This window comes from Citrobacter sp. wls718, from assembly GCF_005280945.1.
GTDB lineage: Bacteria > Pseudomonadota > Gammaproteobacteria > Enterobacterales > Enterobacteriaceae > Citrobacter > Citrobacter gillenii.
The window spans coordinates 113,968-130,259 of sequence record NZ_SZWV01000051.1; the positions used below are offsets into that span (position 1 = coordinate 113,968).

Sequence of the window (16,292 nt, forward strand, 5' to 3'; positions counted from 1 at the left end):
ATCGTACTCGTTGTAGGCCGGATAAGACATTTATGTCGCCATCCGGCAACCGATTTCCTCTTTCTACAGGAGAGTGTGATGTTTGATTTACTCCTGCGCCATGCGCGTCTGGTAGACGATACGGTGAGCGATATTGCGGTCAAGGACGGCAAAATTGCGGCGCTGGGCGAGATAACCGATCCGGCGGTGAAAACCGTCGATTTACGCGGTGAGTGCTACGTCAGCGCCGGGTGGATTGATTCTCACGTCCACTGCTACCCGAAATCCCCGATTTATCATGACCAGCCTGACAGCATCGGGATTGCCACCGGCGTCACCACGGTGGTGGATGCCGGTAGCACCGGCGCTGATGATATTGATGATTTCTATACCTTAACCCGTGAAGCGACCACCGATGTTTATGCCTTGCTGAATATTTCCCGCGTGGGGCTGATTGCGCAAAACGAGCTGGCCAATATGGCTAATATCGATGCTGACGCGGTGAAGCAGGCGGTGCAACGTCACCCGGATTTTATTGTCGGCCTGAAGGCGCGGATGAGTAGCAGCGTGGTCGGTGAAAATGGCATTATCCCGCTGGACCACGCCAAAGCGATGCAAGCGCAGAATGGTGACCTGCCGCTAATGGTGCACATCGGTAACAACCCGCCGGATCTGGATGAGGTAGCCGAACGCCTGACAGCGGGCGACATTATTACCCACTGCTATAACGGCAAACCGAACCGCATTCTGACCCCGGAAGGCGAATTACGGGCCTCGGTGACGCGGGCGATTTCGCGCGGCGTGCGCCTCGATGTCGGACACGGTACCGCCAGTCTGAGCTTTGCGGTGGCGAAACGCGCCATCAGCTTAGGCATTTTTCCGCACACCATCAGCTCAGATATTTACTGCCGCAACCGCATCAGCGGCCCGGTGCATTCATTGGCCAACGTGATGTCGAAATTTCTCGCCATCGGTATGTCGCTCCCGCAGGTCATTGAGTGCGTGACCGCCAGTGCCGCCGACGGCCTGCGCCTGAAAAATAAAGGCCGACTTCAGGTCGGTCTGGATGCCGATCTCACCCTCTTTACGCTGAAGCGCCAGCCCGCCGTGCTGGTCGATGCCGAAAACGACAGCCTGCAGGCTGAACAACTGGTGGTACCGCTTGCCGCAATACGTGCGGGCAAGGGCTATATGACCGAACAAGGGAGCGCGGAACATGCCTTCGATTTTTGAGAAATACCATTTAAAACAGGTTATTAATACCTCTGGGCGCATGACGGCGCTTGGGGTCTCTACGCCTCGACCCGAAGTGGTACAGGCTGCGATGGCGGGGATGAATCAGTACTTCGAAATGAAAGATCTGGTCAATAAAACCGGAGACTACATCGCGAAGTTGCTCGAGGTGGAAGGCGCCACGGTGGTGTCCTGTGCCTCGGCGGGGATTGCCCTGTCAGTGGCGGCTGTGCTGGTAAAAGACAGCGACTGGCTGCTGGAAAACCTGCACGCCACACCAATCGACAACAACGAAATCGTGCTGCCTCGCGGCCATAACGTCAACTTTGGCGCACCGGTTGGCAGCATGGTGGCGCTTGGCGGTGGCAAGTTAGTCGAGGCCGGCTACGCCAATGAATGCTCGGCGGCGCAGCTGACAGCCGCCATCTCGCCGCGCACGGCGGCCATTCTGTATATCAAATCGCACCACTGCGTACAAAAAAGCATGCTCAGCGTAGAGCAGGCCGCCGTGGTCGCACGTACGCATAATCTGCCGCTGATTGTGGATGCAGCGGCGGAAGAAGATTTGCAGTGCTACTACCGTGTCGGTGCGGACCTGGTGATTTACAGCGGCGCCAAGGCGATCGAAGGGCCAACCAGCGGCCTGGTGATTGGTAAAACACAATATGTGGAGTGGGTGAAACGCCAGACGGCGGGCATTGGCCGGGCGATGAAGGTCGGCAAAGAGGGTATTCTCGGGCTGACCTGCGCCATCGAACTGTACCTCAGCGCGCAGAAAGAGAGCGGCGCGGAGATGGTCGAAAAAATGACGCCGTTTATTAATACGCTGAATACCTTCAATGGCGTCAGTGCGCGGGTGGTGTGGGACAGCGCAGGGCGCGACATTGCACGTACCGAAATTAAGTTTGACGAAGCGGTAACTGGGATCGCCACCGGCGAGCTGGTTGAGGCGCTTAAGCAGGGCGAGTATGCGATCTACTTCCGCGGCTACAAAGCCAACGAAGGTATTATTGAAGCGGACGTGCGCAGTGTAGACCGCGCGCAGCTGGAGATAGTGGCGCGTCGTATTGCGGACGTGACCGGGCAGGAGAAAAAAGCATGAAACTGACGCCTAACTTTTATCGCAATCGCGTCTGCCTGAACGTGCTGGCGGGGTCAAAAGAGAACGCCAGTGATATTTACGCGGCGGCCGAAGGCCATGCGCTGGTCGGCGTGTTGTCCAAAAATTACCCGAGCGTTGAAAGCGCGGTGGCGGATATGCGCGAATACGCGGCGCTTATCGACAATGCGCTGTCCGTTGGTCTCGGGGCGGGCGATCCGAACCAGTCGGCGATGGTCAGTGAAATTTCCCGTCAGGTGCAGCCGCAGCACGTCAATCAGGTGTTTACCGGCGTGGCGACCAGTCGGGCGCTGCTGGGGCAATCTCAAACGGTGGTCAACGGTCTGGTTTCGCCAACCGGTACGCCGGGTTGGGTGAAGATCTCCACCGGCCCGCTCAGCAGCCAGTCAGCAGATGGCGTGGTACCGGTAGCAACCGCCATTGCACTGCTGAAAGACATGGGCGGCAGCTCGATTAAATACTTTCCGATGGGTGGTCTGCAATGCCGCGACGAATATCAGGCGGTGGCTGAAGCCTGCGCCCGGCATGACTTCTGGCTGGAGCCTACGGGCGGTATCGACCTGGACAACTTTACTGAGATTCTGCAGATTGCCCTTGATGCCGGCGTGAGCAAAATCATTCCTCACATTTATAGTTCTATTATTGATAAGGTGAGCGGCAACACCCGGCCTGACGATGTGCGCCAGCTGCTGGCAATGACCCGGGCCTGCGTAGGTTAACTGACTAGTGAGGAAACTGACGTGCGATTCCCCAACCAACGTTTAGCGCAGCTGTTTGGTATGCTGCAAAGCGAGGCGCTGCCGCAGGATGAGCTGGCGCAGCGGTTGTCGGTTTCCACACGCACGGTCAGGGCGGATATTACCGCGCTGAACGCGCTTCTCACCCCGTATGGCGCGCAGTTTGTCCTTAGCCGGGGCAACGGTTATCAGTTGAAAATTGACGATCCGGCATGCTACCAGACGTTACAAACGCAGCAGCCCGAGCGGTTGCTGCGCATTCCGCGTACCAGCCAGGAGCGGGTACACTGGCTGGTGGTTCGTTTTCTGACATCGGCTTTTTCGCTGAAGCTGGAAGATTTAGCTGATGAATGGTTCATCAGCCGGGCGACGCTGCAAAACGACATGGCAGACGTGCGTGAGCACCTGCAACGCTATCGACTGACGCTGGAAACGCGCCCCCGACATGGGATGAAGCTGTTTGGCAGTGAGATGGCGATCCGCGCCTGTCTGACCGATCTTCTGTGGACGCTGGCGCAGCAGGATCCGGCCCATCCGCTGGTGATGGAAGAGGCGCTCAATGCGGGCGTCCCGCAACAGCTGCAGCCGGTTTTACAGGATATTTTTACCCGCTTTCATATTCGCCTGACCGACGAAGGTGAACTCTTTCTGCGCTTATATTGTGCGGTGGCGGTACGCCGGATTAGCGAGGGCTATCCGCTGCCGGAATTTACCGCAGAAGAGGTGGAACATGAGGTGTGCCTGGCGACGCGGGAAATTGCTTCAGTCCTGCACCAACTGGCAGACAAACCACTCTCCGTGTTTGAGGAGAACTGGCTGAAGGTACATATCGCCGCCCGTCAGGTACAGGATATCGCCCCCAGCGCGATTAACGCCGATGATGACGAAGCGCTGGTCAATTACATCCTGCGTTTTATCAACACGCAGTACAATTACAACCTGATGAACGATCGGCAACTGCATGCCGATCTACTGACTCATATTAAGACCATGATCACCCGGGTACGCTACCAGATCATGATCCCCAATCCGCTGCTGGAAAATATTAAACAGCACTATCCGATGGCATGGGATATGACGCTGGCCGCCGTGTCGGGGTGGGGGAAATACACCCCGTATACCATTAGCGAAAATGAGATTGGCTTCCTCGTGCTGCACATTGGCGTTGGGCTGGAACGTAGTTACAACATCGGTTACCAGCGACAGCCTCGTGTGCTGTTGGTTTGTGACGCAGGAAACGCCATGGCGCGCATGATTGAAGCGGTGCTGGCGCGTAAATATCCGCAGATTGAGATTGTCGACACCGTGACGCTGCGCGACTACGAACAACGGGACGTCATCAGCGAAGACTTCGTGATTTCTACCGCACGAATAAATGAAAAAGATAAGCCCGTGGTGATGATCGCCCCGTTCCCCACTGATTATCAGCTGGAGCAAATTGGTAAGCTGGTGCTGGTGGATCGCACCCGCCCGTGGATGCTGAACAAGTTCTTCGACGCCGCCCATTTTCGCATTATTGACGAACCGATGGATCAACAGACGCTGTTCAACACGTTATGCGGCCAGCTGCACGATGAAGGCTTTGTCGATGCGGAGTTTCTCGACTCCGTCGTTGAGCGCGAGGCCATCGTCAGCACCCTGCTGGGTGATAGCATTGCCCTGCCGCACTCCCTCGGTTTGCTGGCTAAAAAAACGGTGGTCTATACGGTGCTCGCCCCGCAGGGCATCGCCTGGGGAGACGAAACCGCCCACGTAATCTTCTTGCTGGCCATCAGTAAAAGCGAGTATGAAGAAGCGATGGCCATCTACGATATTTTCGTCACCTTCCTGCGTGAACGCGCTATGACGCGGCTCTGTGCGTGTCAGAATTTTACCGAGTTCAAAACGGTTGCCATGGAGTGCGTCAGTCGTTTTTGAGAGGTGTTATCCATAATTCGATGTAATGCGAATGTAATGCTAAACTGCATTACACATTCGATTCTACCGGAGGCATAATGGCCACGCTGAACGTCCGTCTGGATGACAAACTCAAAAATGAGGCTTATGCCGTGCTGGATAAGCTGAACATTACTCCAACGGAAGCCGTGCGATTACTGTTCCAGTACGTCGCGGAAACGGGGCGCATGCCAGTGAAAACCGTCACTCTCAGCGATAGTGAAGATGCACTGATTCAGACAGTTCGGGAGAGGCTGTCTAGTCCGCAAAAGGGAATCAAGGTTAGTCTGGATGACTTATGAACTGGAATTCGACCCGAGGGCCTTAAAAGAGTGGCATAAGCTGGGCGATACAGTGAAGGCTCAGCTTAAGAAAAAGTTGGCTGATGTGCTATTGAACCTCAGAATTGACTCTGCCCGTTTAAACGGTCTTCCTGACTGCTATAAAAATAAGCTTAAATCGTCCGGCTATCGTCTGGTGTACCAGGTTCGGGATGAAGTTGTGATTGTGTTTGTTGTCGCGGTAGGCAAGCGAGAACATTCAGCCGTCTATCACGATGCAAACAAACGGCTTTAGCGATCATCGCAAGTGATGTACCACCTGGTTGCTGCTGCCGCGCCAGATCAGCGCCGGGTCTTTCAGATCCTGCACAAATTTGCCATCGACCAGCACGTTGATGAGATCCACCACCTGCATTTGAGCGGCGTTGAGTTCATCAAGCTTGTAGCCGGTCCATACCCAGATGTCTTTCCCCGGACACTCAGCGTGAATGCGTTGCACCAGTTTCAGGATATCCGGCACGTTTTGCGGATGTAGCGGATCGCCGCCGGACAGTGAGATCCCCTGGCGAGGGATCCGCGTATCGTTGAGATCGGCAATGATCTTATCTTCCATCTCTTTGGTAAACGGCTCGCCGGAGTTCAGACGCCAGGTGCTTTTGTTATAGCAGCCTGGGCATTCATGCACGCATCCAGAGACAAACAGGGTGCAGCGCGTACCGGGGCCGTTGACGATGTCGACGGGGTAGTATTGATGATATCGCATAGAGGATGTCCAGAAAGAATGTAGGCCGGATAAGGTGCTTGCACCGCCATCCGGCAACATTGTGATACCTGATGGCGACGCGATTGCGCCTTATCAGGCCTACGGTCTTTGCAAACGGAAATTAACCGAGCTGCCCGTTACCTAAGTGCTTCACGCGGCGCTTCACTTCTTCCTGCTTACCGGCGTTAAACGGACGTGCGTCCGGGCTGCCTAAATAGCCGCAGACGCGACGGGTGACTGACACGCGAGCAGCGTCGTGGTTACCGCATTTCGGGCAGGTGAAGCCTTTGCTGGTGCATTCGAATTCACCGGTAAAGCCGCACTCGTAGCACTCATCGATCGGCGTGTTGGTTCCGTAATACGGCACGTGCTGATAGCTGTAATCCCAGACGTCTTCCAGCGCTTTCAGGTTGTGCTGAATGTTCGGGTACTCGCCGTAGCAAATGAAGCCGCCGTTCGCCAGCGGTGGATACGGTGCTTCGAAATCGATTTTGTCGTACGGGTTAACCTTTTTCTCCACGTCGAGGTGGAAGCTGTTGGTGTAGTAGCCCTTGTCGGTCACGCCCGGCACTACGCCAAACTCGGCGGTATCCAGACGGCAGAAGCGGTCGCACAGGTTTTCACTTGGCGTGCTGTACAGGCTGAAGCCATAGCCGGTTTCGTCTTTCCATTTATCGACGGCCTGACGCAGGCGTTCAACAATGGCGATGCCTTTGGCGCGAAGCTGCTCGCTGTCGTACATATGCTTTTCGCCAAACAGCGCGTTGATGGTCTCGTGAATACCGATGTAGCCCAGAGAGATCGACGCCCGGCCGTTTTTAAAGATTTCAGACACATCATCGTCGGCTTTCAGACGCACGCCGCAGGCACCTTCCATATACAGGATTGGCGCCACGCGCGCTTTTACGCCTTCCAGACGCGCGATACGGGTCATCAGCGCTTTGCGCGCCAGCACCAGGCGATCGTCCAGCAGTTTCCAGAAGGTGGCTTCATCACCGTGTGCTTCCAGTGCAATACGCGGCAGGTTTAGGCTAATCACGCCAAGGTTGTTACGCCCGTCGTGAACCTGTTCGCCGTTCTCGTTTTCCCATACGCCGAGGAAACTGCGACAGCCCATCGGGGTTTTGAACGAACCGGTCACTTTTACGACCTGATCGTAGTTCAGGATGTCCGGATACATACGCTTGCTTGCGCATTCCAGTGCCAGCTGTTTGATGTCGTAGTTCGGATCGCCAAACTTGTGGTTCAGACCGTCACGAATCGCGAACACCAGTTTTGGGAACACGGCGGTTTTACGATTTTTACCCAAACCGGCAATGCGGTTGCGCAGAATAGACTGCTGAATCAATCGTGATTCCCAGCTGGTTCCCAGGCCAAAGCCAAAGGTAACGAATGGAGTCTGGCCGTTGGCGGTATGCAGCGTGTTCACTTCATACTCGAGGGACTGGAATGCGTCGTAGCACTCTTTCTCGGTACGGGAATGCGCATAGCCATCGGCATCCGGGATCTGCCACTCTTCTGCGGTTTTACGGTGCTTGTTAAAGCTCTCGGTGACGAACGGCGCGAGAACTTCATCGATACGGTTAATGGTGGTGCCGCCGTAAATGTGGCTGGCAACCTGGGCGATAATCTGTGCGGTGACCGCGGTCGCCGTGGAGATGGATTTTGGCGGCTCAATCTCCGCGTTACCCATCTTAAAGCCCTGCGTCAGCATGCCTTTCAGGTCGATCAGCATGCAGTTGAACATCGGGAAGAACGGCGAGTAATCGAGATCGTGGTAGTGAATATCACCGCGCTCGTGTGCCTGAACTACATCACGCGGCAACAGGTGCTGGCGCGCATAGTGCTTGGCGACGATACCGGCCAGCAGGTCGCGCTGGGTTGGGATCACTTTACTGTCTTTGTTGGCGTTTTCGTTCAGCAGCGCGGAGTTGGTTTGCTCAACCAGACCCCGAATTTCCTGGTTCAGGCGGCCACGTTTTTCACGCTGGATATCACGGTCGTGGCGATATTCGATGTACGCACGGGCGAGTTGTTTGTACGGGCCAGACATCAGCTGGTTTTCCACCGCTGTCTGGATCTCGTTGATATCGACCTGGCTGCGCTCATTCATCTGGCTGCTAACGACTTCTGCGACGGTGGCACAGTAATCTGCGTCATCGACTCCCGCTGCTTTAGCTGCACGCAGAATGGCTTCTTTGATGCGCTCTGATTTAAACGGCACTTTACAGCCATCACGCTTCATCACATGCGGTGTCATGATCACTCCATATTTATAAGAACATTATAAGAACAGGTTATCCACAGAGGGTGGGAAGCACTCACTGGTTTATTCATCTCTCTGGTCAATGACTTCCCGTAATTCAGACCCCATTTATCCACATTTCCACCGCTTCCGAGGGAAATGGCGTTGTAGCAATTGTAGTCGATTAATACAACATATTGGGTCGGCGTGCATTTTAAGTTCTATATGTAGTGATTTGCATCAAGGATGTTTGCGATTTTATTGATGTAGCTCAAAGTAAAAACCAGAGCGTACAGATGACGGGCAGTACAGCGATTGTAAATTGCCCGTAGAAAATTCTGATTAATTATTCAGCAAAAACAGACGGGTAAGTTGAGCGTATGCCGTGAAGCCCGGCAGCGCTATACGCGCCGGGCTTGATGCCAATTGCAAGCTATTTTTGCAGCCACCAGATAGCTTCAAAAGGACGTAGCGTCATCGCGCCGGGCTGGCGGGCGACCTCGTCATAGTTGTGCATCAACACCTGCCAGTTGTCGCGAGTGTGCGCCGGTTGCCAGGGCTGGAAGGCGTTGCTCAGATTAGCAACGACCAGCAGCCGTTGTCCCTGCCATTCGCGCTGATAGCACCAGACATGCGGACTGTCTGGCAACAGATCCTGATAATCGCCCCAGATGAGAATCGGTTCTGTTTTGCGTAAGGCAATCAGCTTCTGATAGGTGTAAAACACCGAATCGGAATCCCTTAGCGCTGCAGCAACGTTGATCTCCGCCGCGTTGTCGCACAGGTTGATCCACGGCTCCCCCTGGGTAAAGCCCGCGTGTTGGCTTCCGTCCCACTGCATCGGCGTGCGGCTGTTATCGCGGGATTTACTGGCGAGGATCGCCAACAGCTCGTCGGCATCACGCCCGCTAGCATTCAGCTCGGCAAACATGTTATGGCTTTCGACGTCGCGATAATCGGTAATCTGGCGAAAATGTGGGTTGGTCATGCCAATTTCTTCGCCCTGATAGATATAAGGCGTGCCCTGCATCCCGTGCAGCACCATCGCCAGCATTTTGGCGGCCGGTACGCGATATTGTCCTTCATCGCCAAAGCGTGAAACGATGCGCGGCTGATCGTGATTACACCAGAACAGCGCGTTCCACGCGACGTTGTGCATCCCCTGCTGCCAGTGGCGGAACAGGGTTTTCAGCGCCACGTAATCCGGTTTGGCTAACGACCACTTTTCACCATTCGGGTAATCGACTTTCAGGTGGTGGAAGTTAAAGGTCATCGACAATTCGCTGCCGTCCAGTGCGGCGTATTGCTGGCAATGTTCGAGCGTGGTGGAGGACATTTCACCCACTGTCATCAGGCTGCGTGGGGTGAAGACATCGCGGTTCATCTCGCGTAAGAATTCATGCACGCGCGGACCATCGGTGTAAAAACGGCGGCCATCACCGTCAGGATCGCTCGGGAAGTCCTGATCCTTGGAGATCAGATTCACCACGTCGAGGCGCAGTCCGTCTACGCCGCGATCGGCCCAGAACTCACACACTTTTTTCAGCTCGGCGCGAACCGCCGGATTTTCCCAGTTCAGGTCGGCCTGTTGCGGGGCAAAGAGGTGTAGATAATACTGTTCGCTTGCGGCGTGCCAGTCCCAGGCGTTGCCGCCAAATTTGGAGCGCCAGTTGTTCGGGCAGGCCTCAGGCGTACCGTCACGCCAGATATAGAACTGACGATACGGACTGTCTTTATCCAGCGCTTCACGAAACCAGGCGTGCTGCGTCGATGTATGGTTAAACACCATATCAAGAATAATGCGTATGCCGCGCGCTTTCGCCTGCGCCACCAGTTCGTCGAAGTCATCCAGCGTGCCATAGGCCGGGTCAACGGAGATATAATCTGCAACGTCGTAGCCGTTATCAACCTGTGGCGAAATGTAGAACGGCGTCAACCATATCGCATCAACGCCCAGCGTTTGCAGATAGTTGAGACGCTGCGTAACGCCGCGCAAATCGCCGGTGCCGCTGCCGGTGGTGTCCTGAAAACTCTTGGGGTAAATCTGATAGATAACGCCGTGTTGCCACCAGTGTGGAATAGTCATTGTGGTTTCCTGCAAATGCGGAGGGGTGCAATGGCACCCCAAAAAAGAGTCAGACAATTTGTAACGTGCCCTGACGGTATTTACGCTGGTAGACGAACGAGGTCAGTACCATCGGGATAACAATCGCGATGACCATCGCCAGGCCAAATACCTGCCAGTAAGTCGGCTGGATGGAGAGGATGCCAGGTATACCGCCGACGCCAATCCCGTTCGCCATCACGCCGTTCAGGCCGCACAGCAGACCGGCGAGGCCGGAACCGATCATTGCGCACAGCATCGGGAAGCGGTATTTCAGGTTGATGCCGTACATTGCCGGTTCGGTCACGCCGAGCCAGGCGGAGATAGCGGCAGGTACCGAGATTTCACGTTCGTTTTGCTTGCGGCTGGCGATGATAATCCCTATTACCGCCGAGCCCTGGGCGATATTTGACAGTGCAATCAGCGGCCACACCGGCGTGCCACCCATGCTTTGGATCATCTGCATATCAATGGCCAGCGTAGTTTGATGCACGCCGGTGATCACCAGCGGGGCGTACAGGAAGCCAAACAGCGCTGCGCCAATCGGGGCAAAGCTGCCGGTCATCAGATGACGCACGGCAAAGGCGACGCCATCGCCAATCCAGCGACCAAACGGACCAATAAACGCGTGGGCGAGGAACACCGCGAGGATCAGCGAGCACACCGGGACGATCACCAGATACAGGTAATCCGGGACGAGGCGTTTCAGGCGCGTTTCAATCAATCCCAGCGCCAGACCTGCCAACAGAGCAGGAATAACCTGCGCCTGGTAGCCGACTTTTTCGATCGTAAACAGGCCGAAGTTCCACACTTCCGGCACCTGCTGGCCCAGCAAATAGGCGTTCATCAGCTGCGGTGAAACCAGCGTGACGCCCAGCACGATGCCGAGGATCGGCGTGCCACCCATTTTCTTCACCGCTGACCAGCAGATGCCGACCGGCAGATAGAAGAAGATCGCTTCCCCGATCAACCACAGGAAGTCATAGAGGGTTTTCAGCGACGGGTACATCTGCGCCAGCGTCTGACCGTTGCTCATCGGCAGATCGCCGATCACATTGCGAAAACCTAAGATCAGGCCGCCGCTGATCAGCGCGGGCAGCAGGGGGAAGAAGATCTCCGCGAAGTGTGAGATCAGCTGCTCGTGCCATTTCATGTTCTGTCGCGCGGCTTTTTTCGCCTGCTCTTTGTCGGCACTGGCCTGTCCGGTGGTGGCCAGCAGCGCTTTGTAGTAGTCGCCCACCTCGGTGCCAATCACCACCTGAAACTGCCCGGCGTTGGTGAAGCAGCCTTTGACCATCGGCAGATGCTCGATCTCTTTCGGTCTGGCATTCGCGGGCTGATTCAGCACAAAACGCAGGCGCGTGATGCAATGACTCACCGTGGCGATATTGTCGCGCCCGCCAACCAGCTCTACCAGCTGGTCGATGTCTGCTTGTTTTACTTTGCTCATGATGAAGTGTCTTCCCCGTAGGCCGGATAAGAGGCGTTAGCGTCGCCATCCGGCAACGTTCTTGTTGTTGGCGCCAGAGTATATCTTCGCTGGATATTTAAAAATGGGAACGTTCCCGAAACACAGCGAAGATCACAAATTAGCGCTCAGAAAGCGATCAGGAAAGGGTGGCGGGAATGACGATCTGTCGGGGTTCGCTGCGGCCGTTGATCTGCTCGATCAACTGCAACGCCGCCTGTCGACCGGCTTCGGCGTAACCGGGATCGACGGTGACGATCTCCGGATGGAGGAATTTCATCAGCGGTGTGCTGCCCACGCTCGCCAGCTGCAGATGTTCAATGCGCTGCTCCTGCAAATATTTGCTGACCCCAAGAGCCAGAGTATCCGTGGCGCACACTAAGGCGGTGGTCTCTGGGGTAATGACATCGGCAGCGTGTTCGTAGCCCTGCTTCATGGCGAGACCCGGCAGGGCCGCAACAGGATGTAGTTGATGTTTTTTACAGAAGGCCAGGTAGGCGGCATGACGCCGTTGACCGGTGGTGACGTCGCTGTGGGGAACGCCAAGAAAACTAATATGGCGGTGTTGGCGATCGTATAAACGCTGCATCAGGGTATGGATTGCGCCTTCATCGTCATAACAGACCGAGGCAAAACCGTTAGCATCCCTTGCCAGCAACACCAGGGAGTCCTGCCAGGAGGCGATTATCGCTTCGGTAATACCGGTAAAACCGAACAGCACCACGCCGTCAATGTTGCGGCGTCGGAGCATACCCAGGTGTTCTTCCACCAGCTCCGGCGAGAACTGGCTTTCCATCATAATCGGGTCGTAGCCCTGCTCATAGAAGACGGGCAGCATGGTCTGCACGGCCAGATTCTCGGAAAGCGAATCCAGTCGCGTGACAATAATCGCCACCACTTTGTCACTTTGCCCACGCATGGCACGGGCAGAGCGGGAAGGGGAAAAACCGTGCTGATTCATCACCGCTTCAACGCGTTCGCGGGTGCGCTCACTGACGCCGCTTTCATTGTTGAGGACGCGGGAAACGGTTGATTTTCCCACACCGCTTAAGCGGGCGATGTCTTTAATGGTCAGCCGATTTTGCATCCTGTATTCCCGTGTCGCGTGTGAAGTTATGCCAAAAGAGAATAACTTTACTCATGCTCAGCGCAATGGGCAAAGTCTGGTATACGTTTGGTTTAGTTTCTGTGCTTTATCATACCGCCATAATTGCCACGAACCTTATAGATTTATCCCTATAATGCGCGGGGCAAATCATTCACTTACCGGAGGCTGTATGGATCCCGATCCCACCCCTCTCCCGAAACGGAGAAAACCCCCTTTCCGGTAAGCCTGCATTCACTGTCTTACCGGAAACGTAAGACAGTGACGTTCTGACGTCCCTGTTGTGATTTTATGATTGCCATCAGGCAAGGCTTTGCCACGCCTGAAGGATTTACTGCGCCTGTTGATACCGGCGCAGAGGGACTGCCTATGTTTAAAAATATAACCCGCCAGCTGTTTGCCCGGCTGAACCGCCATTTACCGCATCGTCTGGTGCATCGTGATCCGCTGCCGAACGCCCAGACCGTTGCCAGCACGCCCATTCCGCCTTCTCTGAGTGAACATTGCCTGAAGATGGCGCTGATGAACGAAGAGACGCTGTGGAAAACCTTTAATACCCACCCTGAAGGCTTGAACGCCGCGGAAGTGGAAAGCGCTCGTGAGCAGCATGGCGAAAACCAGCTGCCGGCGCAGAAACCGTCGCCGTGGTGGGTACATCTGTGGGTCTGTTACCGCAACCCGTTTAATATTCTGCTCACCATTCTGGGCGGGATTTCCTATGCCACCGAGGATCTGTTTGCCGCAGGCGTGATTGCCCTGATGGTGATTATCTCGACGCTGCTGAACTTTGTGCAGGAGGCGCGCTCCACCAAAGCGGCGGATGCGCTAAAAGCGATGGTCAGCAACACCGCCACGGTCCTGCGGGTGATTAACGAGACCGGCGAAAACGGTTGGGTTGAACTGCCTATCGATCAGCTCGTGCCCGGCGACATTATCAAGCTGGCGGCGGGGGATATGATCCCGGCGGATTTACGCATCGTTCAGGCGCGCGATCTGTTTGTCGCGCAGGCCTCGCTGACCGGTGAGTCACTGCCGGTCGAGAAGGTGGCGACCAGCCGTGACCCGCAGCAAAGCAACCCGCTGGAGTGCGATACCCTGTGCTTTATGGGCACCAACGTGGTGAGCGGTACGGCGCAGGCGATCGTCATTTCTACCGGGGCGAACACCTGGTTTGGACAGCTGGCGGGTCGCGTGACCGAGCAGGATAGCGAGCAGAATGCATTCCAGAAAGGGATCAGCCGCGTCAGCATGCTGCTGATCCGCTTTATGCTGGTGATGGCGCCGATTGTGCTGATTATCAACGGTTACACCAAAGGCGACTGGTGGGAAGCGGCGCTGTTTGCCCTGTCCGTGGCAGTAGGCTTAACGCCAGAAATGCTGCCGATGATCGTCACCTCAACTCTGGCGCGCGGGGCGGTGAAGCTGTCAAAACAAAAAGTTATCGTTAAGCACCTCGACGCCATCCAGAACTTTGGTGCGATGGATATTCTGTGTACCGATAAAACCGGTACGCTGACCCAGGATAAAATTGTGCTGGAGAATCATACCGATATCTCCGGTAAACCCAGCGAGCACGTTCTGCATTCTGCGTGGCTGAACAGCCATTATCAGACCGGGCTGAAGAACCTGCTGGATACGGCGGTGCTGGACGGTGTGGATGAAGAATCGGCGCGTCAACTCTCGACCCGCTGGCAGAAAATCGATGAGATCCCGTTTGATTTCGAACGCCGCCGCATGTCGGTGGTGGTGGCAGAAGTGGGCGATGTTCACCAGTTAGTGTGCAAAGGCGCGCTGCAGGAGATCCTCAACGTCTGTACCCAGGTGCGCCACAACGGTGAAATTGTTCCGCTGGACGACAACATGCTGCGTCGGGTGAAGCGCGTGACCGACACGCTGAACCGTCAGGGGCTACGCGTGGTGGCAGTGGCAACCAAATACCTGCCCGCGCGTGAAGGGGACTACCAGCGTATTGATGAGTCCGATCTGATCCTCGAAGGGTACATCGCATTCCTCGATCCACCGAAAGAGACTACCGCCCCGGCGCTGAAGGCGCTGAAGGCCAGCGGCATTACGGTAAAAATCCTCACCGGCGACAGCGAACTGGTGGCGGCAAAAGTGTGTCATGAAGTCGGTCTGGACGCGGGTGAGGTGGTGATTGGTAGCCACATTGAAGGGTTGAGCGACGACGAGCTGGCCCGGCTTGCCCAGCGCACCACGCTGTTTGCCCGCCTGACGCCAATGCACAAAGAACGCATAGTGACCCTGCTCAAACGCGAAGGCCACGTGGTCGGCTTTTTGGGCGATGGCATCAACGATGCCCCGGCGCTGCGCGCGGCGGACATTGGTATCTCCGTCGATGGTGCGGTTGATATTGCCCGTGAAGCCGCGGATATCATCCTGCTGGAAAAGAGCCTGATGGTGCTGGAAGAAGGGGTGATCGAAGGGCGTCGAACCTTCTCGAACATGCTGAAGTACATCAAAATGACGGCCAGCTCCAACTTTGGTAACGTCTTTAGCGTGCTGGTGGCGAGCGCATTTCTGCCGTTCCTGCCAATGCTGCCGTTGCACTTACTGATCCAGAACCTGCTGTACGATGTATCCCAGGTGGCAATTCCGTTTGATAACGTCGATGAAGAGCAGATCAAAAAACCACAGCGCTGGAATCCCGCCGAACTGGGGCGCTTTATGCTGTTCTTTGGACCGATTAGCTCGATCTTCGACATTCTGACCTTTTGCCTGATGTGGTTTGTCTTCCATGCCAATACGCCAGAGCATCAGACGTTATTCCAGTCGGGCTGGTTTGTGGTGGGGCTGCTATCACAAACGCTGATTGTGCATATGATCCGTACCCGCCGCGTACCGTTTATCCAGAGCCGTGCCGCATGGCCGCTGATGCTGATGACGCTGGTGGTGATGGTGGTGGGGATTGCGCTGCCATTCTCCCCGCTGGCGAGCTACCTGCAATTGCAGGCATTGCCGCTGAGCTACTTCCCGTGGCTGATTGCGATTCTGGCGGGTTACATGACGTTGACCCAATTAGTGAAAGGTTTTTATAGCCGCCGTTACGGCTGGCAATAACCGTTTCGTTTCTCTGCCGAATGGTGCGGGTACAGCCATTCGGCATTTTTCTTTTTCATTCGAAGATATTCCCTCGCAATATTTGTGTTTTAATTTTATTGAAATACTAACGGGGTAAAGTATTAACATATCCCGTTCTCGCCTTTTGTTTTTTCTCAATAAAACGATCTCCGTTGCAAAAATGAAACAGTGTGCTAAAAATTATTAGCATTGACGTTTTTTTGTGAAGACAGTCATCGAAATA

Annotated in this window: 12 protein-coding genes; 7 read left to right on the forward strand and 5 right to left on the reverse strand. The window is 55.3% G+C overall.

All coding sequences use genetic code 11. The annotated features are described in order from the left end of the window. Positions 1–78: 78 nt before the first annotated feature. The 6 genes from FDW95_RS09720 (at position 79) to FDW95_RS09745 (ending at position 5,580) form a co-directional block, all read left to right on the forward strand. Positions 79–1,212, forward strand: a complete 1,134-nt coding sequence (locus FDW95_RS09720) for an amidohydrolase/deacetylase family metallohydrolase (protein WP_115259579.1) — start codon at positions 79–81, stop codon at positions 1,210–1,212. Next, the gene (locus tag FDW95_RS09725; protein WP_096758517.1) at positions 1,196–2,314 is read left to right on the forward strand and encodes a DgaE family pyridoxal phosphate-dependent ammonia lyase; all 1,119 of its coding nucleotides are present in this window, start codon (positions 1,196–1,198) and stop codon (positions 2,312–2,314) included. Before FDW95_RS09720 ends, FDW95_RS09725 begins: the two co-directional genes overlap by 17 nt. Then, a complete protein-coding gene (locus FDW95_RS09730; protein WP_137363485.1) occupies positions 2,311–3,051 on the forward strand; it encodes a KDGP aldolase family protein in 741 nt (246 codons plus the stop codon). Before FDW95_RS09725 ends, FDW95_RS09730 begins: the two co-directional genes overlap by 4 nt. A 21-nt stretch (positions 3,052–3,072) precedes the next feature. Next, on the forward strand, positions 3,073–4,986 hold the full coding sequence (locus FDW95_RS09735) for a BglG family transcription antiterminator (RefSeq protein WP_115259577.1): 1,914 nt from the start codon (positions 3,073–3,075) through the stop codon (positions 4,984–4,986). 77 nt (positions 4,987–5,063) lie between these two features. Further along, positions 5,064–5,306 carry a type II toxin-antitoxin system RelB/DinJ family antitoxin gene (locus tag FDW95_RS09740; protein ID WP_115259576.1) on the forward strand — a complete coding sequence of 81 codons (243 nt, stop codon included), beginning with the start codon at positions 5,064–5,066 and terminating at the stop codon, positions 5,304–5,306. Next, positions 5,296–5,580 (forward strand): type II toxin-antitoxin system RelE/ParE family toxin, encoded by a 285-nt coding sequence (locus FDW95_RS09745; RefSeq protein ID WP_115259575.1) that lies wholly within the window; start codon positions 5,296–5,298, stop codon positions 5,578–5,580. Before FDW95_RS09740 ends, FDW95_RS09745 begins: the two co-directional genes overlap by 11 nt. A gap of 3 nt (positions 5,581–5,583) precedes the next feature. Here FDW95_RS09745 and nrdG read toward each other — a convergent pair whose 3' ends face one another. From nrdG to treR, 5 genes are all read right to left on the reverse strand, one after another. Next, positions 5,584–6,048, reverse strand: coding sequence for an anaerobic ribonucleoside-triphosphate reductase-activating protein (gene nrdG, locus FDW95_RS09750; protein ID WP_096759476.1), 465 nt, complete (start codon positions 6,046–6,048; stop codon positions 5,584–5,586). Positions 6,049–6,169: 121 nt separating this feature from the next. After that, positions 6,170–8,308: an anaerobic ribonucleoside-triphosphate reductase gene (gene nrdD / locus FDW95_RS09755; protein ID WP_115259574.1), complete on the reverse strand. Its 2,139-nt coding sequence runs from the start codon at positions 8,306–8,308 to the stop codon at positions 6,170–6,172. 418 nt (positions 8,309–8,726) lie between these two features. Continuing rightward, the gene (gene treC, locus FDW95_RS09760; protein ID WP_115259573.1) at positions 8,727–10,379 is read right to left on the reverse strand and encodes an alpha,alpha-phosphotrehalase; all 1,653 of its coding nucleotides are present in this window, start codon (positions 10,377–10,379) and stop codon (positions 8,727–8,729) included. 49 nt (positions 10,380–10,428) lie between these two features. After that, positions 10,429–11,847, reverse strand: a complete 1,419-nt coding sequence (gene treB / locus FDW95_RS09765; RefSeq protein WP_115259572.1) for a PTS trehalose transporter subunit IIBC — start codon at positions 11,845–11,847, stop codon at positions 10,429–10,431. A 157-nt stretch (positions 11,848–12,004) separates the two neighbouring features. Beyond that, the gene (gene treR, locus FDW95_RS09770) at positions 12,005–12,952 is read right to left on the reverse strand and encodes a trehalose operon repressor TreR (RefSeq protein ID WP_115259571.1); all 948 of its coding nucleotides are present in this window, start codon (positions 12,950–12,952) and stop codon (positions 12,005–12,007) included. Positions 12,953–13,339: 387 nt separating this feature from the next. Here treR and mgtA point away from each other — a divergent pair, with 387 nt between their 5' ends. Then, positions 13,340–16,048: a magnesium-translocating P-type ATPase gene (mgtA, locus tag FDW95_RS09775; RefSeq protein ID WP_115259999.1), complete on the forward strand. Its 2,709-nt coding sequence runs from the start codon at positions 13,340–13,342 to the stop codon at positions 16,046–16,048. Positions 16,049–16,292 lie beyond the last annotated feature (244 nt).